The following is an 18096-nucleotide window of genomic DNA, read 5'->3' as shown; positions in this document are numbered from 1 at the left end:
GAGAATCCGAAGGACGCAGCGGTGACGATTCCCGCGCAGAGCACGGGCAGCGAGGCCGCCGGCAAGTCCGGCGACCGCGAGGTCCTGCTGAAGGTGACCGGGCTCCAGAAGCACTTCCCGATCAAGAAGGGCCTGCTCCAGCGGCAGGTCGGTGCGGTCCACGCGGTCGACGGCCTCGACTTCGAGGTCCGCGCTGGTGAGACGCTCGGCGTGGTGGGCGAGTCCGGCTGCGGCAAGTCGACGATGGGCCGGCTGATCACCCGGCTGCTGGAGCCGACCGGCGGCAAGATCGAGTTCGAGGGCAAGGACATCACGCACCTCGGCGTGGGCGGCATGCGTCCGCTGCGCCGCGATGTGCAGATGATCTTCCAGGACCCGTACTCGTCGCTGAACCCGCGCCACACCATCGGCACGATCGTCGGCGCTCCCTTCAAGCTCCAGGGCGTCGAGCCCGAGGGCGGCATCAAGAAGGAAGTGCAGCGGCTGCTGTCGGTCGTGGGCCTCAACCCCGAGCACTACAACCGCTACCCGCACGAGTTCTCCGGCGGCCAGCGCCAGCGCATCGGCATCGCCCGCGCGCTCGCGCTCAAGCCGAAGCTGGTCGTGGCCGACGAGCCGGTCTCCGCGCTCGACGTGTCGATCCAGGCGCAGGTCGTCAACCTGCTGGACGACCTCCAGCAGGAACTGGGCCTGACGTACGTGATCATCGCGCACGACCTCTCGGTCGTCCGGCACGTCTCGGACCGGATCGCGGTGATGTACCTCGGCAAGATCGTCGAGCTGTCGGACCGCGACGCGCTGTACAAGGCGCCGATGCACCCGTACACCAAGGCGCTCATGTCGGCCGTGCCGATCCCGGACCCGGCGCGCAAGTCGGCCAAGAGCGAGCGCATCCTGCTCCAGGGCGACGTGCCCTCGCCGATCTCGCCGCCGACCGGCTGCCGGTTCCACACCCGGTGCTGGAAGGCGACGCAGGTCTGCAAGACCACCGAGCCGAAGCTCGTCGAGCTGAAGCCCGGTCAGCGGGTCGCCTGCCACCACCCGGAGAACTTCGAGGACCAGGCACCGCAGGACACCGTGCTGCTGACCGTCGCCAAGGCGGCGGCCGAGCTGGTGGCCGACGAGGTCCTCGCCGAGTCGGCGGAGACGTCGGCGGCGGTGGCGGCCGAGGTGGCCGAGACGGCCGAGGCGGCCGCCCCGGAGTCCGAGGCACCGACGGCGGAGGCCGGCGAGTCCGAGGCGCCCAAGGGCGCCCAGGACTGACGCAACCTCAAGGGGCCCTTCCTGCTGCACGCGCAGCAGGAAGGGCCCCTTTCGGTTTTCCCCGTTTCCGCGTTCCCCCGTTTCCCCCGTGGAATTGCGGTCCGATGGTTCAGCCGTCAAATTCCCGTTTGTTTATCGGTGAATTACGGCTTCGGAGTGCAGGGGTGCTTGGCCACGCACTCCGCGAAGAACGGGTTGGTCCAGATGACGTCGATGACGCCGTAGTCCTTGTTCACGACGATCCTGCAGTTCGCGCCGTAGTGTTCCTTGCGGATGTTGAACCGGCGGTACTCGACCTTGGGCGTGACGTAGCCGTAGTTCTTGGACTTGACCCTCAGGGTGTCCGTGACGGTGATGCCCTTGGTGGTCGTCTTGGTCACGTTGTGGTCGAACTTCGCCTCGACCTTGCCGATTCCCCAACTCACGCTGGCGCTGCCGCCCACGGTCCAGCTGGTCGAGCGGCTCGTGGTGGTCTTGAGCGCGTACTTGAGCGTCGAGGTCGCACCGGCGTTGTACTTGCCGGCGGTGGAGCCGATGTTCCTGTAGTACGGCGTGCCGTACTTCTCGATGGTGATGAAGGAGTCGGTTCCACAGTTCCTCTGCGGTGCGTTCGCAGCGGCGGAGGCGGCCGCCGGAATCGCCACGGACGCGCCGACCAGGAGTGCCGTGGTCGCGACGACCCGGCCGGCTGTTCCGAACTTGTTCATTCTTTTACCCCGTGTTTTCTTGTGGGCGCTCGCGCCTCATTGCGCTTCGCGCCGGCGAAGCAGAAATTACTCAGCGGGAGTGGTACCCACAAGCGCTTCTCGTGAATGTCGGGGATTCAGTCTCAAGGAATCCTCAATTCTGTTTTTCGAGACTCTCGGCGGCACTCCTGGTATGCCGGATTTCTCCGACCTGTGGGGTGGGCGAAAGGGTCCCTCTTCGCCCCGAAACGGTCAATCCCTTGACGACGTGTGACCTGCACCACGCGATGAAGGGCCGTCAGGTCTCAACTCGCGGTGACACGTGACGAGTTGGCAAAGTCATGGACATGCTCAACCGGGAGCCCGCAGAGTCGGTCATGTCCGTTTGATCGGAACATGACCCGAAGGGACGACCTATGGCGCTCTCCCGTTCGGCACGACTGGGGGCCCTCGCGACCGCGGCGGCCTCCCTCCTCGTCATCGCTGCCTCTCCCGCCCCCACCCCCGGCGCGGACGGCATCGGCGACACCTACTTCCCGCAGCTCGGCAACGGCGGCTTCGACGCCCGCCACTACGACCTCGACGTGGCGTACGACCCGGCCACCGGCCGCCTGGACGGCCGTACGACCCTCACCGCCCGCGCCACGCAGAACCTCTCGTCCTTGGACCTGGACCTCCAGAAGCTGACGGTCACGAGCGTCGAGGTGAACGGCAGACGCGCCCGGTTCACGCGCGAGGCCGACGAGATCCGGATCACCCCGCACGACGCCCTGCGCAAGGGCCGCACCTTCACGGTCACCGTCACCTACGGCGGCGTTCCCGAACCCCTGGGCGGGCCCATCGTGTTCGGCTCGAACTACGGCTGGATGAAGACCACCGACGGCGTGTTCGTCGCCTGCGAGCCCAACGCCGCCTCCACCTGGTTCCCCTCCAGCGACCACCCCGCCGACAAGGCGACCTACGACATCCGGATCCGGGCCCCCAAGGGCCTGACCGCGGTCTCCAACGGCCGGCTCGTCGGGACGTACGACAAGGGCGGCTCGACGTACACCCACTGGCGCGAGACGAAGCCCATGGCGACCTACCTCGCGACCGCGACGGTCGGGAAGTTCGACGTACGCACCGGGAAGACCCCCGGCGGCATCCCCGTCTACGTGGCGATCGACCCGGTCCTGGCCAACAGCAACAACGTCGACGTGTACGCCGTCACCGCCGAGGCCACCGACTACTGGTCGCAGATCTTCGGGCCGTACCCCTTCGAGGAGACCGGCGCGATCGTCGACGACATGCCCGAGGCGGGGTTCTCCCTGGAGGTGCAGTCCAAGCCGGTCTACTCGGCCGTGCGCAGCGAGTCGACGATCGTGCACGAGCTGGCCCACCAGTGGTTCGGCGACTCGGTCTCGGTCGAGCGGTGGAAGGACATCTGGCTCAACGAGGGCTTCGCCACGTACGCCCAGTGGCTGTGGGCCGAGCACCGCGGGACCCGCTCGGCGCACGACTCCTTCCTGGCCGGCTACGACGCCCGCCCCGCCGACTCCGCCTTCTGGCAGACGGTCGTCGCCGACCCGCAGCGCGACACGATGTTCGCCTCGGCCGTCTACCAGCGCGGCGCGATGACGCTCCAGGTGCTGCGTGAGCGCATCGGGGACAAGGCCTTCTTCCGGCTGCTTCCGGCCTGGACGAAACTGCACCGCTACGGCAACGCGAACACGGCCGACTTCATCCGGCTGGCGGAGCGGATCTCCGGGCGGCAGCTCGATGATCTCTTCCAGACCTGGGTGTTCACGGCAGGGAAACCAACTCTTTGAGCCCTGTGAGCCTAGCTTTGTAAGGTTCAGGGTGTCATCTGAGTGAGAATGGCAGGGTGCTCCAAGAACTGTTCAGTCCCTCCGTCCAGCATCGCCTCGACCTGATCGGCATCTTCGTCTTCGCCATCTCGGGTGCGCTGCTGGCCGTCCGCAAGAACTTCGACGTCTTCGGCATCGCCGTCCTCGCCGAGGTGACCGCGCTGGGCGGAGGGCTGTTCCGGGACATCGTCATCGGCGCGGTGCCGCCGGCCGCCTTCACCGACCTGGGCTATTTCGTCACCCCGCTGCTCGCCGCCCTCCTGGTCGTCTTCCTGCACCCCCACGTGGAGCGCATCCAGACCGGGGTGAACGTCTTCGACGCGGCCGGCCTGGGCCTGTTCTGCGTCACCGGCACGACGAAGGCGTACGCCTACGGGCTCGGCCTCCCGCAGTCGGCGGCCCTGGGCCTGGCCACCGCCGTCGGCGGCGGTGTGCTGCGCGACGTGCTGGCCAACGAGGTCCCCTCGCTGCTGCGCTGGGACCGCGACCTGTACGCGGTGCCGGCCATGGTCGGCGCCGCCATGGTCGCGGTGTGCATCCGCTACGACGTCCTCACCCCGACCGCCAGCGGCTTCGCCGCGCTCACTGCCTTCGTGCTGCGCCTGCTCGCGATGAAGTACCACTGGCGAGCGCCGCGTGCGTGGAACCGGCGGTCGACCGTACGCGAGGAGTAGCGCCGGGGACGGTGACGGGGTGGCGCCCCACCCGCGCGGACAGCCAGCGGAACGCCGGCACCACCTGCGGCCGCCACAGCGCCATGGTGTGCCCGCCCGCGCTTGTCGGGATGAACACCACCTGCACGTTCGTCGGCGCGTGCGCGGCCCGGCGCAGCGCGACCCCGGCCTCGTAGCCGTCGTGCGGCTGCCCGGAGACGTAGAGCGAGAGCGGCGGCGGGGCGGCCGCCCGGCGCAGCAGCAGCAACGGGTTGTTGCGGGCGCGCAGGGCCGGGCTCTGGGCGGTGAGCGAGTCGCGTTCGACGAGCGGGTCGTTGTAGCCGGACAGGCTCACCGCGGCCCGGTAGCGGTCCGGGTGCGCGATGGCGAGCTTGAGGGCGCAGTGCGCGCCGGCCGAGTAGCCGGCCAGCGCCCAGCCGGCCGGCGCGGGCTCGGCCCGGAAGTTGTCCATGACCATCTTCGGTACGTCGATGCTCAGCCAGGTGTCGGCGTTGACCGTGCCCGGGATGTTGGCGCAGCCGGTGTCGATCCCGGCCAGCAGGGTGGTGCGCGGGGCGACCAGGATGAACGGCGCGATCCGGTCGGAGCGCATCAGCGGCAGCAGCTGCTCGTGCGCGTGCAGCGCGCCGAACCACGCCTTGGCGGAGCCGGGGTAGCCCGGCAGCAACTCGACGACGGGGAACCTGTGGTGCCGGTAGGCGGGCTCGTCGTACTGCGGCGGCAGCCAGACGTAGACCTCCGCGTCGACGCCGGATACCCGGCCCTTGACCTGGGTGACCCGCACACCGCCGGCCGCGTGCATGCCCGGTCCGTCGGCGAGGGTGAAGTGCTGCTTGACTCTGGGCAGCTGCTCCAGCGCTATGCCGCCGGTGCCGTCCGCGCCGAGGTCGGCGGCCTGCTGGACATGGCTGCCGGTGCCCAGCAGGTCGGCCCAGTTGTCGTAGAGGTTGTTGGCGTTGTTGACCAGGGTGAAGACCAGGGCGACGGCGGTGCCCTGGGCGAACAGCAGCATCAGGACCCGGGCGGTCGCGCGCGCGGCCCACGGCCCCGGCGTCCGTGACCACAGCAGCAGTGGCAGGGCGACGGCGACGGCGGCGAGCACGATCAAGGTGATGAGGAATGCAGTCCCGGTGAGGCTCATGTCCTCATAGAGGGCGATGAAGGCCTCGAGGTTACGGACGAGTACGGACACTTACCAAGAAATTGCCGGAACCTCACCCGACTGCGTATCCGGCTGCCCTGTGGAAGCACCCCAAAGCTACCGCTTAGTAATTTCTTCTTGTACGGTTCAGGCATGTCAGAAGCAGCTACCGTACCGTCCGCCACTCTCGGCTCCGCCGGCACCGGGGCGTCCCCGTCGCGGGCCGCGATCGGCGACAGCGAGTTCGACCGGGACACCGCGCTCACCCGCCGCGAACCCGGTGTCTACGACATCGAGCTCTCGGCCGGCTGGACCATCATCAGCGCCGTCAACGGCGGCTATCTGCTGGCCGTCCTGGGCCGCGCGCTCGCCGACGCCCTGCCGCACCCGGACCCGTTCACGATCTCGGCGCACTATCTGACGGCATCGCAGCCCGGTCCGGCGGTCGTGCGCACCGAGACCGTTCGCACCGGCCGCACCCTCTCCACCGGCCAGGCCTCGCTCTTCCAGCTCGACGACCAGGGCAACGAGGTCGAGCGGATCCGCGTCCTCGCCTCCTACGGCGACCTCGGTGCCCTGCCCGACGACGTCCGTACGGCGGCCCGGCCGCCCGAGATGCCGCCGCCGGAGCAGTGCTTCGGGCCCCAGGACGCGCCGGCCCCGCTCCCGGGCAGCTCGGCCATCACCGACCGCCTGTTCCTCAAGCTGGACCCGTCGACCCTGGGGTGGGCGCTCGGCAAGCCGTCCGGCAAGGGGGAGATGCGGGCCTGGTTCGGCCTGGCCGACGGCCGGGACGCCGATCCGCTCTCCCTGCTGCTCGCGGTGGACGCGCTGCCGCCCACCGCCTTCGAGATCGGCCTGTCCGGCTGGGTCCCGACGGTCGAGCTCACCGTCCACGTCCGCTGCCGCCCCGCCCCGGGTCCGCTGCGCGTCGCCATCACCACCCGCAACCTCGCCGGCGGCTTCCTGGAGGAGGACGCCGAGGTCTGGGACAGCGCCGGCCGGCTGGTGGCGCAGTCCCGGCAGCTGGCCCGGGTCAGGCTCGGCTGAGCGGGGCCCGCGCCGGCCGGGTTCTGTCACGGCCCCGTACCGGACGGATCGGCCGGGGATCTGTGAACGCGCAGGCCGGCGCGGTGCTTTGAGGCGTGCTTTGCCCGATTGACAGGCCAGGGACAGCGGAGCCCCAAGGAAGCCTCATGGGCCGTTGGTTGAGTGCCCTCTCAACGACCCCTCATCTTCCCTGGAGTTGTCTCTCATGAAGCGTGCGCGTCTCGTCCCCGCCGTGGCCCTGCTGGCGATCTCGCCTCTGGTCCTGGCGGCCTGCGGCTCGGGCGACTCGTCGTCGGACAGCGGCAGCTCCGGGCAGCAGGCGTGCCAGGCGCCGTCCGGCATGCCGGGCCGGAACGCCTCCGGCATGCCGAGCGGCCGCCCCTCGGGCGCCCCGTCGGGGATGCCCGGCGGCACCCCCACGGGCATCCCGTCGGGGATGCCGAGCGGAATGCCGAGCGGGATGCCCAGCGGCGGTCCCGGCGGTGCGCAGGGCGGCGGGCAGGGCGGTCCCGGCGGCTGTGGCGATGCGGGCGCCGGCCAGGGGCAGCAGCAGGCCCAGCAGGGCTGAACCGTCACGCCGTACGAGCCGTACGCGCCGTAAGACGCGAGGCGCCGTACCCGGTCGTCGGGTGCGGCGCCTCTGCGTGCTCCGCCGCCGGTCAGTCGAGCCAGTGCCGTCGGCCGATGCCGATGAGCCGCAGCTGCCGGGTGGCGACCTGTCTGATGCGCTCCTGCTCCTCCTGCGGGGCGTCCAGGCTCTCCAGGAAGAGCGAGGCGGTGATGAGCATCTGGTCGACATAGAGCTGCGCGAGCATCAGCAGGTCCGCGTCGCTCCACCCCTCGGACACGCGGTCCTTGGCCAGTTCGTCCCGCACCTCCTCGGCGAACCGGACCAGTTGGTCCCGGATCGCCTCCCGCACCGGCTGCACCCCGCCGTGCCGCTCACGCGCGATGAAGCGGACGTGCGCCGGATGGGCCTGAACATGGCCGGCGATCAACTGCACGGCCCGCGCGATGCGTTCGTCACCGGTGTCGGCGGCGGTGACCGTCGTGCGGATCATCGGGTGCAGGCTGCCCAGCGCCTCCTCGACCAGGGCCACGCCCAGGTCGGCGGTGGAGCGGAAGTGCCGGTAGAAGGCCGTCGGCGCGACACCGACGGCGCGGGTCACCTCACGCAGGCCGAGACTGCTCAGGCTCTGCTCCTCCAGCAGGCCCAGAGCCGCTTCCAGCAGCGCCTGCCGGGTCTTCTGCTTCTGCGCCTGCCGGATGCCGGGAGTGTGACTCATGACACCTAGTTAACAACTGTTCTCTGGAATTGGAAAGCCGTCGCGCACGTTAGACTCAAGAGTCAGTGAACAACTGTAACCACAACCGTTCACCAAGCCGCCTTGAGGCGTATCACGAGCCGCAAGACGCATCCGCGAGAGGTATCCCGGAGGGGGATCCGAACACATGCTGTTCCTCGTCGCCGCACTCCTGCTGCTCGGCGTGGTCATGGGCACCGTCGCCCACGCGCCGCTGACCTTCACCGCCGCCGTCGCCGTCCTCGTCGCGGCCTGGCTCGGCATCTTCGCCCTGCGCGAGCTGCACGGCCGCCGCCGCGCCTCGGCCCACCGGCCCACCTCCGCCCGTCCGACCGCCGGGAGCTGACCGTCATGCAACTCACCGCACCGGCCACGCGCCGCACCCGCACCCGTGACACCGACGGCATGGCCGTCGCGTCCTTCGTCCTCGGCCTGCTCGGTCTCCTCGCCCTCAACCTCTTCCTCGGCCCGATCGCCATCACCCTGGCGGCGGTCGCCCTGTGGCGCGGCACCGCCCGTCGCGGCCGCGCCTGGCTGGGGCTGGCCCTGGGCGTCGCCGACCTGTTGCTCCTGGTGGCGTTCATGCAGGCGGACAGCACGGTGTCGTGGGGCTTCTGAGCCCGGGGACCGGTCGACGCCGACGTGGCTGCGGGCGGGGGCCCGCAGCCACGTACCGATCGGCAGGGCCCGTAGAATCGGGCTCACCATGGCATACCTCGACCACGCCGCGACCACCCCGATGCTCCCGGAGGCGGCAGAGGCACTGACCGCCCAGCTGGGTGTCACCGGCAACGCCTCCTCCCTCCACGCATCCGGCCGCAGAGCCCGCCGTACGGTCGAGGAGTCCCGCGAGACCCTCGCGGAGGCGCTCGGCGCCCGCCCCAGCGAGGTCGTCTTCACCGCCGGCGGCACCGAGGCCGACAACCTCGCGGTCAAGGGCCTGTACTGGTCCAGGCGGGCCGCCGATCCGCGCCGGACCCGCGTCCTCGCCAGCCCCGTCGAACACCACGCGGTCCTCGACGCCGTGCACTGGCTGGCCGAGCACGAGGGCGCCACCGTCGAGTACCTCCCGGTCGACTCCCATGGCCGGGTCCACCCCGAGGCCCTGCGCGAGGCCATCGCCCGCGACCCGGACGACGTCGCCCTGGCCACCGTGATGTGGGCCAACAACGAGATCGGCACGATCCTTCCGGTCCGTGAACTCGCCGAAGTGGCGGCGGAGTCCGGCATCCCGTTGCACGCCGACGCGGTCCAGGCCTTCGGGCAGGTCCCGGTCGACTTCGCCGCCTCCGGCCTCGCCGCGATGACGGTCTCGGGTCACAAGATCGGCGGCCCGTACGGCATCGGCGCCCTGCTCCTGGGCCGCGAGTACACCCCCGTACCCGTGCTGCACGGCGGCGGCCAGGAGCGTCATGTCCGCTCCGGCACCCTCGACGTCCCGGCGATCGCCTCCTTCGGCGTGGCCGGCCGACTGGCGGCCGAGGGGCGCGAGCGGTTCGCGCGCGAGATCGGCGCCCTGCGGGACGACCTGGTCACCAGGGTCCGCGCCGCGGTGCCCGACGCGATCCTGGGCGGCGACCCCGACCCGGCCGGCCGCCTCCCGGCCAACGCGCACTTCACCTTCCCGGGCTGCGAGGGCGACTCCCTGCTCCTGCTGCTGGACGCCCAGGGCGTCGAGTGCTCCACGGGCTCCGCCTGCACCGCGGGCGTGGCCCAGCCCAGCCATGTCCTCCTCGCCACCGGCACCGACCCGGACCTGGCCCGCGGCACCCTGCGCTTCTCCTTCGGCCACACCTCCACCCAGGCGGACGTCGACGCGGTCGCCAAGGTGATCGGGCCCGCGGTCGAACGCGCGCGGGCGGCGGGACTGACGTAGGGCCAGGACTGACGTAGAGCCCAGGGAGGACCTGGTCCGCCGTCACCAGGGGGCCGCCGCACGGGCGTCAGGGCGTGATGTGCGTCACGTGACCCTCGGCCGGGCTGTCGCGCGGACCGGGCCGCGGGACGCTCACGCCGTCGCGTGCGGCCGCGCCGAGGCGGCGCCCGCCGCCCGCACCAGCCGCAGGTACCGCGGCCAGTCCCAGTGCGGCCCGGGATCCGTGTGGTCCGTCCCCGGCACCTCCACGTGCCCGATGATGTGCGCACGGTCGACGGGTATCCCGTACCGCGCGCATATCGCCGCCGTCAGCCGGGCCGAGCCCTCGTACATCGCCTCGGTGAACGACGAGGCCCGCTCCACGAAGCCCTCGTGCTCGATGCCGACACTGCGCTCGTTGTACGACCGGTTGCCCGCGTGGAACGCCACGTCCAGCTCACGGATCATCTGCGTGACGTGCCCGTCCTTGCGCACGATGTAGTGGGCCGCCGCACCGTGCCGCGGATCCTGGAACGCCTTCACCGCGCTGTCGAAACCGCCCTGGGTGACATGGACGACCACCCGGTCGATCGCGTAGTCGTCCGGCCGGTCCGCCCGGCGGTAGTTCGTCGGCGAGGCCGCCACCCACCGCGCACCCCGGAAGTCGACCGCCCCCGCCACCCGCGGCTTCTCCACCCCGGGCAGCCGCCACCACAGGTGCCCCAGCTCCCGGCGCGCGAGCGCGGCGGTGCCCACCGCGGCCACGATCCCGCCGATCAGCAGCCCGCGCCGCCCGATCCGCTGATCCGCGTCGCCGCTCTTCGCTCCCGCCCGCTTCTCCCCCATGTGATCGTCAACGCAAACCCGCGAGCTCCGGTTCCCGCGTCCCCTTACCCTTGAAGCGCTATGACTGACACCCCGCGCTCCCGCCCCCTCCGCGTCCTCGCCGCCATGTCCGGTGGCGTCGACTCCGCAGTCGCCGCCGCCCGCGCGGCCGAAGCGGGCCACGACGTGACCGGAGTCCATCTCGCGCTCTCCGCCAACCCGCAGTCCTTCCGTACCGGCGCGCGTGGCTGCTGCACGATCGAGGACTCGCGCGACGCCCGGCGCGCGGCGGACGTCATCGGTATCCCGTTCTACGTCTGGGACCTCGCCGACCGCTTCCGCGAGGACGTGGTCGAGGACTTCGTCGCCGAGTACGAGGCGGGACGCACCCCGAACCCGTGCCTGCGCTGCAACGAGAAGATCAAGTTCGCCGCCCTGCTGGACAAGGCGCTGGCGCTGGGCTTCGACGCGGTGTGCACGGGCCACTACGCGAAGGTGCTGGTCCGCGAGGACGGCACCCGCGAACTGCACCGCGCCTCCGACATGGCCAAGGACCAGTCGTACGTCCTCGGTGTGCTGGACGACCGCCAGCTGGCGCACGCCCTCTTCCCGCTCGGCGACACGCTCACCACGAAGGACGAGATCCGCGCCGAGGCCGAGCGCCGGGGCCTGGCCGTCGCCAAGAAGCCCGACTCGCACGACATCTGCTTCATCGCCGACGGCGACACCCAGGGCTTCCTGGCCGACCGGCTGGGCAAGGCCGAGGGCGACATCGTCGACGAGTCCGGCGCCAAGCTGGGCACCCACGAGGGCGCGTACGGCTTCACCATCGGCCAGCGCAAGGGACTGCGCATCGGCGTCCCGGCCGCGGACGGCAAGCCGCGCTACGTCCTCGACATCTCACCGGTGAACAACACGGTCACGGTCGGCCCGGCGGCCTCCCTCGACGTGTCCGCCCTGACCGCGATCAAGCCCCGCTGGTGCGGCGCAGCCCCGGCCGGCCCCGGCACCTACACCGCCCAGCTGCGCGCCCACGGCGGCGAGACGCAGGTGAGCGCGCACCTCGTCGACGGCGAGCTGCGGGTCACGTTCACCGAGCCGGTCCGCGGTGTCGCGCCCGGCCAGGCGATCGTGCTGTACGACGGCACCCGCGTGGTGGGCTCGGCCACGATCGCGACGACGGTACGGGCGACGGCCGGGGCGGCCTGAGCCTTCTCGGCGCGCGCGAGGGCGGCGCGAGCCCTCCCGGGGCATCGCGCGGGCGTCCGGAGCCCACTCGGCATCGCGCGGGCGTCCGGAGCCCACTCGGGACCGCGAGGGCGGCGCGAGCCCACTCGGGACCGCGACGGCGGCGCGAGCCCACTCGGGACCGCGAGGGCGGCGCGAGCCCACTCGGCGCGGGCTACTCGCCGAAGAACTCAGCCAGCACCGGCGCGAGCGCGGTCGGGTCCACCATGTGGGTCTGGCCCTCCAGGACGCGGTAGGCGCCCCGGGGCACGGACTCGGCGACCGCCCGGGTCGCCTCGCGCAGCCACGCCGGGCTGGCCCCGCCCGCGACGGCCAGCACCGGCACGCCGACCGAGGCCAGCCGCTCGCGGGGGACCAGGCCGTCGCCCATGACGGTGTTGTCGTAGGCCAGGGTCGGGGCGGCCGCCTCCATGGCGGGCCACATGGGGGACTGCCGGGCGCTGTCGATCATCCCCTCGGCCAGGCCGGTCAGCCGCAGGAACAGCGTGACCGCGTCCCCGCGCCGCCCCTCGGCCAGTGCCCGGTCCAGGTTCTCGGTGTATTCGGCGCGTTCCTTCGCACCGCCGCCCCCGAAGTCGGCGAACGGCGTCTCGTACACCGCGACCTGACGCGCCGGCACCCCGGCGGCGGCCGCCGCCAGGACCAGCGCGCCACCCGAGGAGACACCGCACAGCCGCGCCTCGCCGCCCACCGCCTCGATCAGCGCGGCGATGTCCTCGACCTCACGGTCCACCGCGTACGGAGCGGTGTCACCGCTGCCGCCGCGGCCCCGGCGGTCGTACACGACGACGCTGAAACGGTCCGAGAGGGCCGCGGCCAGGGGCGCCATCGTGCCGCCCGTGGACATGGCACCGCTCACCAGGACGACCGCCGGGCCCTGTCCGGTGCGTTCGTAGGCGAGGGAGGTCCCGTCGCGCGAGATGGTCTTGTTGTCCATGTCTGACGAGACTGCCACTCGGCACCGGATTAGTCGCTCACAACACCTCCACTTCGTAGAAGCAGAGGTGGTCCTTGATCTCGGCGACGTCCGGCTTCGGGTCGGGATAGAACCAGACGGCGTCCGCCGCGTCCGGCAGCGACCAGTACGAGGCCGTGCCCTTGAAGGGGCAGTACGTGTGCGTGTCGGAGGGGGTCAGCAGGTCGAGGCGGACGTCCTCGGCCGGGATGTAGTACCGCGCGGGACAGCCCGTCTCGCGCAGCACCAGGGGACGGTCGCTCTCCGCCAGGGTCCGGCCGTCGTGGACGACCCGGACGCGCTGCGTGCCCTGCTCGATGGTGATCGTGTGTCCTTCAGCCATACCGGGGACAGCGCCCGCCGGGCGCCGCTTCTTCCCGCGTACCGTGTCCCGTATGCGTATCTGTGTCTTCCTCTCCGCCGCCGACCTCGACGACCGCTACACCCGCCCCGCGCGCGAGTTCGCGCAACTGCTCGGCAAGGGCGGCCACACGCTGGTGTGGGGCGGCTCCGACGTCGGTCTGATGAAGGTGGTCGCCGATGGCGTGCAGGAGACCGGCGGGCGGCTCGTCGGGGTCTCCGTGGACTTCCTGGCGGCCAAGACCCGCCCGGGCGCCGACGAGATGGTGATCGCGCGCGACCTCGCCGAGCGCAAGCGGCTGCTGCTGGAGAAGGCCGACGCGGTCGTGGTGATGGTCGGTGGGACCGGGACGCTGGACGAGGCGACCGAGATCCTGGAGCTGAAGAAGCACGGGCACACCGAGAAGCCGGTCGTGCTGCTGAACACCGCGGGCTTCTACGACGGCCTGGAGACGCAGTTCCGGCGCATGGATGCCGAGGGCTTCCTGCCCCGCCCCCTCGCCGAACTGGTGTTCTTCGCGCAGGAGCCGCTCGCCGCGCTGGCCTACCTGGAGGTGGCGACACCGGCGGCTCCCGCCGCGGGCGCCGACCTGGAGTGATGCGAGCATGGCGGCATGGCTACTCATGTGATCACCGGGGCGGGGTCGGGCATCGGCGCGGCCGTCGCCCGCCGTCTGCACGCGCGCGGGGACGAACTCGTGCTGCACGCGCGCGACGCCGGCCGTGCGAAGGAACTGGCGGCCGAGTTCGACGGGGCGCGGACGCTGGTCGGTGACCTGGCGGATCCCGACAAGCTGAGCTGGGCGTTCTCCCACCAGAGCCTGCCGGACCGGGTGGACTCCCTGCTGCACATCGCGGGCGTGGTCGACCTGGGGCCGGTCGGCGACCTGACCCCCAAGTCGTGGCGCCACCAGCTGAACGTCAACCTGATCGCCCCCGCGGAGCTGACCCGCCACTTCCTGCCCCAGCTGCGGGTCGCCCAGGGGCACGTGATCTTCGTCAACTCCGGTGCCGGGCTCAACGCCCACGCCGACTGGTCGGCGTACGCGGCCTCCAAGCACGGCCTGAAGGCCCTCGCCGACTCCCTGCGCCACGAGGAGCACACGAACGGCGTCCGGGTCACCTCCGTCTACCCCGGCCGCACCGCCAGCCCGATGCAGGCCAAGGTCCACCAGCAGGAGGGCAAGGAGTACGACCCGGAGCGGTGGATCGACCCCGAGTCCGTCGCGACGGCGATCCTGATGGCCCTCGACCTGCCCCGGGACGCGGAGGTCAACGACCTGACGGTACGGCCGGGACGGTGAGCCCGCGGTGACCGGCGGCGGTGCGCGGTGACCGGTGACGGTGCGCGGTGACCGGTGGCGGCGGTGCGCGACGACCAGCGGTGGCGGGGGCTGCCCGCGGGTTACGTAGGCTTCCGGGGTGAGCGAAAACAGCCAGGCCGGCTTCGGCCCCGCGACCGGGATCGGCTCGATGCCCGGCGGTGACGCCCGGGAGGCCGCCAAGACCGTCGCCGGGTCCTTCGAGGACTTCCCGTTCCTGCCCGAGCTGCCGGCCCGCGGCCCCGGCGCGGACATGATCGGGCGGACCGCCGGGATGCTCGTCGAGCTGTACGCGCGCGTGGAGCCCAGCGGCTGGCGGCTCGGGGACCGGCCCGGGCGGGACACCAGACGGGCCAGGTCCTGGCTGGGGGAGGACCTGGACGCGCTGGAGGAGTTCACCCAGGAGTACACGGGTCCGCTGAAGGTGCAGGCGGTGGGCCCCTGGACGCTGGCCGCCGCGCTGGAGCTGAGGAACGGCGAGGTCGCGCTCTCCGACCCCGGCGCCTGCCGCGACCTGGCCGCCTCGCTCGCCGAGGGACTGCGGCTGCACCTCGCCGAGGTGCGCCGCCGTATCCCCGGCGCCCGGCTCGTCCTCCAGCTCGACGAGCCCTCCCTCACCGCCGTGCTGCGCGGCCAGGTGAAGTCGGCCAGCGGCTACCGCACCCACCGCGCCGTCGACCGGCAGCTGGTGGAGGCCACCCTGCGCGACGTCGTCGCGGTGCACGGCGAGGACCCGGTCGTGGTCCACTCCTGCGCGCCGGACGTCCCGTTCGCGCTGCTGCGCCGGGCCGGAGCGGCGGCCGTGTCCTTCGACTTCTCGCTGCTCACCGAGCGTGACGACGACGTGATCGGTGAGGCGGTGGAGGCGGGCACGCGGCTGTTCGCCGGTGTCGTGCCCGGCACGGACTCCGCATTGTCGGACCCTGCCGGTAGCGTCATGGGTGTCAGAACGCTGTGGCGCAGGCTGGGACTGCAACCGGGGCTGCTCGCGGAGGCGGTGACGGTCACTCCGTCCTGCGGCCTCGCGGGGGCGTCCCCCGCGTACGCCCGCAGGGCGCTCGCCCACTGCGTTTCGGCGGCGAGATCCCTCGCGGACAACCCAGAGTAACGGGAGGACGACACGGTGGCCGGCGACCAGCAGGCGGAGACGACGGTGCCCGCCGAGGCACGGGAGCAGCACGCGCAGCTCGCCGAGCAGATCGAGGAGCACCGCTTCCGGTACTACGTGAAGGACGCTCCCGTCGTCAGCGACGCGGAGTTCGACCGACTCCTGCGCGCGCTGGAGGCACTGGAGGAGGAGCACCCCGGGCTGCGCACGCCCGACTCGCCGACGCAGAAGGTCGCGGGGGCGTACGAGACGGAGTTCACGGCGGTCGAGCACCGCTCGCGGATGCTCTCCCTGGACAACGCCTTCGACGACCTGGAGCTCGCCGCCTGGGCGGAGCGCGTCCACCGGGACGTGGGCGCCTCCGCGTACCACTTCCTGTGCGAGCTGAAGGTCGACGGCCTCGCCGTCAACCTCACCTACGAGCAGGGCCGCCTGACCCGCGCGGCGACCCGCGGCGACGGCCGCACCGGCGAGGACATCACCCCGAACGTGCGCACGATCGCGGAGATCCCCGACCGCCTCCGGGGCGATGACGTCCCCGACCTGGTGGAGATCCGCGGCGAGGTCTACTTCCCGATGGAGAAGTTCGAGGAGCTGAACGCCAGGCTGGTCGCGGCCGGCGACAAGCCCTTCGCCAACCCCCGCAACGCCGCAGCCGGTTCGCTGCGCCAGAAGGACCCGCGGGTCACCGCCACCCGCCCGCTGCACATGGTCGTCCACGGCGTCGGCGCCCTGGAGGGCTTCACGGGCATGACCCGTCTCTCCCAGGCCTACGACCTGCTGAAGACCTGGGGCCTGCCCACCTCCACGCACAACCGGGTGGTCGACGGCCTGGACGGCGTACGCGAGTTCATCGCCCACTACGACGGTGAGAACCGCCATTCCGTGGAGCACGAGATCGACGGCGCCGTCGTCAAGCTGGACGAGATCCGGCTCCAGGGCAGACTCGGGTCCACCGCTCGGGCCCCGCGCTGGGCGATCGCCTACAAGTACGCGCCGGAAGAGGTCAACACCAAGCTCGTCGACATCAAGGTGGGTGTCGGCCGCACCGGCCGCGTCACGCCGTACGCGCAGGTCGAGCCGGTCACGGTCGCGGGCAGCGAGGTCGAGTTCGCCACCCTGCACAACCAGGAGGTCGTCAAGGCCAAGGGCGTGCTCATCGGCGACACCGTGGTGATCCGCAAGGCCGGTGACGTCATCCCGGAGATCCTCGGCCCGGTGGCCGACCTGCGGGACGGCACCGAGCGGGAGTTCGTGATGCCGGCCGAGTGCCCCGAGTGCGGGACGCCGCTGCGGCCCATGAAGGAGGGCGACATCGACCTCCGCTGCCCCAACGCGCGTACCTGCCCGGCCCAGTTGCGCGAGCGCGTCGCCTACCTCGCGGGCCGTGAGTGCCTGGACATCGAGAACTTCGGCGCGGTGGCCGCCGCGGCGCTGACCCGCCCGCTGGAGCCGACCGCCCCGCCGCTCGTGGACGAGGGTGACCTGTTCGACCTGACGGTGGAGAAGCTGCTGCCCATCAGGGCCTACGTCCTCGACGCGGACAGCGGCCTGCCCAAGCGGGATCCCAAGACGGGCGAGGAGAAGGTCGTCACGGTCTTCGCCAACCAGAAGGGGGAGCCGAAGAAGAACACGCTTGCCCTGCTGGCCAACGTCGAGGAGGCCAAGGGGCGGCCGCTCGCCCGCTTCCTGAACGGGCTGTCCATCCGGCACGTCGGTCCGGTGGCGGCGCAGGCCCTCGCGCGCGAGTTCCGCTCCGTCGAACGCATCGAACAGGCCACCGAGGAGGAGCTGGCCGCCACCGAGGGCGTCGGGCCCATCATTGCCGCAGCTCTCAAGGACTGGTTCGCCGAGGACTGGCACCGCGAGATCGTCCGCAAGTGGAAGGCGGCCGGAGTCCCGCTCGAGGAGGAGTCGTCCGGCGAGGACGAGGGCCCGCGCCCGCTGGAGGGACTGACGGTCGTGGTCACCGGCACCCTGGAGAACTTCACCCGCGACGGTGCCAAGGACGCGCTGCAGAGCCGGGGTGCGAAGGTGACCGGTTCGGTCTCGAAGAAGACGTCGTTCGTCGTTGTGGGTGAAAGCCCTGGATCGAAGTACGACAAGGCGATGCAGCTGAAGGTGCCCGTCCTGGACGAGGACGGCTTCGGTGTGCTGCTGGAACAAGGGCCGGAGGCGGCCGCCGAAGTCGCCCTTCCGGCCGCGGAGTAGCGGTGGAAGGCCACCCGATCGGCGCATACCAGATGCATAGGGGTGGCGGGGGTTCAATCGGGCAACCGTCGACGACCGCTGCCCGTGGATGCCTTCTGCGGCCTACTGTTGGGATGTGCGCCTGCCGTGCCCGGCTGCGGCCGGGGCATCCCCCTGCTCCTGGTGGGTACGGGGAAGGGCTTTCCAGCCCGGCGCCGTCGCAGGTTGTCGGGCATCGGGCCGTGCGGTGTGGGCACTGCCGGCTGTG

At 71.5% G+C, this 18096-nt stretch carries 19 protein-coding genes; 13 read left to right on the top strand and 6 right to left on the bottom strand.

Annotation, left to right across the window (positions count from 1 at the left end; genetic code table 11):
• The first annotated feature begins 21 nt into the window (after window positions 1-21).
• Entirely contained in the window at window positions 22-1263 is a 1242-nt protein-coding gene (locus ACZ7OY_RS38205; protein WP_472250176.1) for an ABC transporter ATP-binding protein, read from the top strand.
• 143 nt (window positions 1264-1406) lie between these two features.
• Here the strand turns inward: ACZ7OY_RS38205 and ACZ7OY_RS38200 are convergent, their stop codons facing one another.
• The gene (locus ACZ7OY_RS38200) at window positions 1407-1970 is read right to left on the bottom strand and encodes a hypothetical protein (RefSeq protein ID WP_472250175.1); all 564 of its coding nucleotides are present in this window, start codon (window positions 1968-1970) and stop codon (window positions 1407-1409) included.
• A gap of 395 nt (window positions 1971-2365) precedes the next feature.
• On the opposite strand from ACZ7OY_RS38200, the gene ACZ7OY_RS38195 reads away from it, so the two are divergent.
• Window positions 2366-3757 carry a M1 family metallopeptidase gene (locus ACZ7OY_RS38195; RefSeq protein ID WP_472250174.1) on the top strand — a complete coding sequence of 464 codons (1392 nt, stop codon included), beginning with the start codon at window positions 2366-2368 and terminating at the stop codon, window positions 3755-3757.
• Between the two features lie 56 nt (window positions 3758-3813).
• Window positions 3814-4470 (top strand): trimeric intracellular cation channel family protein, encoded by a 657-nt coding sequence (locus tag ACZ7OY_RS38190; RefSeq protein ID WP_351600745.1) that lies wholly within the window; start codon window positions 3814-3816, stop codon window positions 4468-4470.
• Here the strand turns inward: ACZ7OY_RS38190 and ACZ7OY_RS38185 are convergent.
• Window positions 4379-5611, bottom strand: a complete 1233-nt coding sequence (locus ACZ7OY_RS38185) for an alpha/beta hydrolase (RefSeq protein ID WP_472250213.1) — start codon at window positions 5609-5611, stop codon at window positions 4379-4381. The genes ACZ7OY_RS38190 and ACZ7OY_RS38185 overlap by 92 nt on opposite strands.
• A 153-nt stretch (window positions 5612-5764) precedes the next feature.
• Between ACZ7OY_RS38185 and ACZ7OY_RS38180 the strand changes: the two genes are divergently transcribed.
• Window positions 5765-6661: a thioesterase family protein gene (locus ACZ7OY_RS38180; protein WP_472250173.1), complete on the top strand. Its 897-nt coding sequence runs from the start codon at window positions 5765-5767 to the stop codon at window positions 6659-6661.
• A gap of 205 nt (window positions 6662-6866) precedes the next feature.
• Window positions 6867-7229, top strand: coding sequence for a hypothetical protein (locus ACZ7OY_RS38175; protein ID WP_472250172.1), 363 nt, complete (start codon window positions 6867-6869; stop codon window positions 7227-7229).
• A gap of 91 nt (window positions 7230-7320) precedes the next feature.
• Here ACZ7OY_RS38175 and ACZ7OY_RS38170 read toward each other — a convergent pair whose 3' ends face one another.
• Window positions 7321-7947 (bottom strand): TetR family transcriptional regulator, encoded by a 627-nt coding sequence (locus ACZ7OY_RS38170; protein ID WP_472250171.1) that lies wholly within the window; start codon window positions 7945-7947, stop codon window positions 7321-7323.
• 166 nt (window positions 7948-8113) lie between these two features.
• Here ACZ7OY_RS38170 and ACZ7OY_RS38165 point away from each other — a divergent pair, with 166 nt between their 5' ends.
• The 3 genes from ACZ7OY_RS38165 to ACZ7OY_RS38155 all read left to right on the top strand — a co-directional run bounded on the left by ACZ7OY_RS38165 (window position 8114) and on the right by ACZ7OY_RS38155 (window position 9841).
• Window positions 8114-8311 carry a hypothetical protein gene (locus ACZ7OY_RS38165; protein ID WP_472250170.1) on the top strand — a complete coding sequence of 66 codons (198 nt, stop codon included), beginning with the start codon at window positions 8114-8116 and terminating at the stop codon, window positions 8309-8311.
• A 5-nt stretch (window positions 8312-8316) separates the two neighbouring features.
• Window positions 8317-8583 carry a DUF4190 domain-containing protein gene (locus tag ACZ7OY_RS38160; protein WP_472250169.1) on the top strand — a complete coding sequence of 89 codons (267 nt, stop codon included), beginning with the start codon at window positions 8317-8319 and terminating at the stop codon, window positions 8581-8583.
• Window positions 8584-8671: 88 nt separating this feature from the next.
• Window positions 8672-9841: a cysteine desulfurase family protein gene (locus tag ACZ7OY_RS38155; protein ID WP_472250168.1), complete on the top strand. Its 1170-nt coding sequence runs from the start codon at window positions 8672-8674 to the stop codon at window positions 9839-9841.
• Between the two features lie 132 nt (window positions 9842-9973).
• On the opposite strand, the gene ACZ7OY_RS38150 is transcribed toward ACZ7OY_RS38155, so the two are convergent.
• Window positions 9974-10666 carry an N-acetylmuramoyl-L-alanine amidase gene (locus tag ACZ7OY_RS38150; RefSeq protein WP_472250167.1) on the bottom strand — a complete coding sequence of 231 codons (693 nt, stop codon included), beginning with the start codon at window positions 10664-10666 and terminating at the stop codon, window positions 9974-9976.
• A gap of 60 nt (window positions 10667-10726) precedes the next feature.
• Between ACZ7OY_RS38150 and mnmA the strand changes: the two genes are divergently transcribed.
• Window positions 10727-11854 carry a tRNA 2-thiouridine(34) synthase MnmA gene (gene mnmA, locus ACZ7OY_RS38145; RefSeq protein WP_472250166.1) on the top strand — a complete coding sequence of 376 codons (1128 nt, stop codon included), beginning with the start codon at window positions 10727-10729 and terminating at the stop codon, window positions 11852-11854.
• A 193-nt stretch (window positions 11855-12047) separates the two neighbouring features.
• Here mnmA and ACZ7OY_RS38140 read toward each other — a convergent pair whose 3' ends face one another.
• Both ACZ7OY_RS38140 and ACZ7OY_RS38135 read right to left on the bottom strand, forming a co-directional pair.
• Window positions 12048-12830 (bottom strand): alpha/beta fold hydrolase, encoded by a 783-nt coding sequence (locus ACZ7OY_RS38140; RefSeq protein WP_472250165.1) that lies wholly within the window; start codon window positions 12828-12830, stop codon window positions 12048-12050.
• A gap of 37 nt (window positions 12831-12867) precedes the next feature.
• Window positions 12868-13191, bottom strand: coding sequence for a DUF427 domain-containing protein (locus ACZ7OY_RS38135; RefSeq protein WP_384721761.1), 324 nt, complete (start codon window positions 13189-13191; stop codon window positions 12868-12870).
• Window positions 13192-13243: 52 nt separating this feature from the next.
• Between ACZ7OY_RS38135 and ACZ7OY_RS38130 the strand changes: the two genes are divergently transcribed.
• The 4 genes from ACZ7OY_RS38130 (at window position 13244) to ligA (ending at window position 17849) form a co-directional block, all read left to right on the top strand.
• Window positions 13244-13807: an LOG family protein gene (locus ACZ7OY_RS38130; RefSeq protein ID WP_472250164.1), complete on the top strand. Its 564-nt coding sequence runs from the start codon at window positions 13244-13246 to the stop codon at window positions 13805-13807.
• 15 nt (window positions 13808-13822) lie between these two features.
• A complete protein-coding gene (locus ACZ7OY_RS38125) occupies window positions 13823-14512 on the top strand; it encodes an SDR family oxidoreductase (protein WP_472250163.1) in 690 nt (229 codons plus the stop codon).
• Between the two features lie 118 nt (window positions 14513-14630).
• Entirely contained in the window at window positions 14631-15638 is a 1008-nt protein-coding gene (locus tag ACZ7OY_RS38120) for a methionine synthase (RefSeq protein WP_472250162.1), read from the top strand.
• A 15-nt stretch (window positions 15639-15653) separates the two neighbouring features.
• Complete coding sequence (gene ligA, locus ACZ7OY_RS38115) at window positions 15654-17849, top strand: NAD-dependent DNA ligase LigA (protein ID WP_472250161.1); 2196 nt, start codon at window positions 15654-15656, stop codon at window positions 17847-17849.
• Window positions 17850-18096: the final 247 nt, after the last annotated feature.

It is taken from the genome of Streptomyces sp. NPDC107559, from assembly GCF_055657365.1.
The sequence above is the reverse complement of the archived record's forward strand: the minus strand, read 5'-3'. Positions and strand labels throughout refer to the sequence as shown.

Coding starts and splice junctions, on each gene's coding strand:
- ACZ7OY_RS38200 (WP_472250175.1), bottom strand. CDS start 1,970: ATGAACAAGTTCGGAACAGCCGGCCGGGTCGTCGCGACCACGGCACTC.
- ACZ7OY_RS38195 (WP_472250174.1), top strand. CDS start 2,366: ATGGCGCTCTCCCGTTCGGCACGACTGGGGGCCCTCGCGACCGCGGCG.
- ACZ7OY_RS38185 (WP_472250213.1), bottom strand. CDS start 5,611: ATGAGCCTCACCGGGACTGCATTCCTCATCACCTTGATCGTGCTCGCC.
- ACZ7OY_RS38180 (WP_472250173.1), top strand. CDS start 5,765: ATGTCAGAAGCAGCTACCGTACCGTCCGCCACTCTCGGCTCCGCCGGC.
- ACZ7OY_RS38175 (WP_472250172.1), top strand. CDS start 6,867: ATGAAGCGTGCGCGTCTCGTCCCCGCCGTGGCCCTGCTGGCGATCTCG.
- ACZ7OY_RS38170 (WP_472250171.1), bottom strand. CDS start 7,947: ATGAGTCACACTCCCGGCATCCGGCAGGCGCAGAAGCAGAAGACCCGG.
- ACZ7OY_RS38165 (WP_472250170.1), top strand. CDS start 8,114: ATGCTGTTCCTCGTCGCCGCACTCCTGCTGCTCGGCGTGGTCATGGGC.
- ACZ7OY_RS38160 (WP_472250169.1), top strand. CDS start 8,317: ATGCAACTCACCGCACCGGCCACGCGCCGCACCCGCACCCGTGACACC.
- ACZ7OY_RS38155 (WP_472250168.1), top strand. CDS start 8,672: ATGGCATACCTCGACCACGCCGCGACCACCCCGATGCTCCCGGAGGCG.
- ACZ7OY_RS38150 (WP_472250167.1), bottom strand. CDS start 10,666: ATGGGGGAGAAGCGGGCGGGAGCGAAGAGCGGCGACGCGGATCAGCGG.
- mnmA (WP_472250166.1), top strand. CDS start 10,727: ATGACTGACACCCCGCGCTCCCGCCCCCTCCGCGTCCTCGCCGCCATG.
- ACZ7OY_RS38140 (WP_472250165.1), bottom strand. CDS start 12,830: ATGGACAACAAGACCATCTCGCGCGACGGGACCTCCCTCGCCTACGAA.
- ACZ7OY_RS38135 (WP_384721761.1), bottom strand. CDS start 13,191: ATGGCTGAAGGACACACGATCACCATCGAGCAGGGCACGCAGCGCGTC.
- ACZ7OY_RS38130 (WP_472250164.1), top strand. CDS start 13,244: ATGCGTATCTGTGTCTTCCTCTCCGCCGCCGACCTCGACGACCGCTAC.
- ACZ7OY_RS38125 (WP_472250163.1), top strand. CDS start 13,823: ATGGCTACTCATGTGATCACCGGGGCGGGGTCGGGCATCGGCGCGGCC.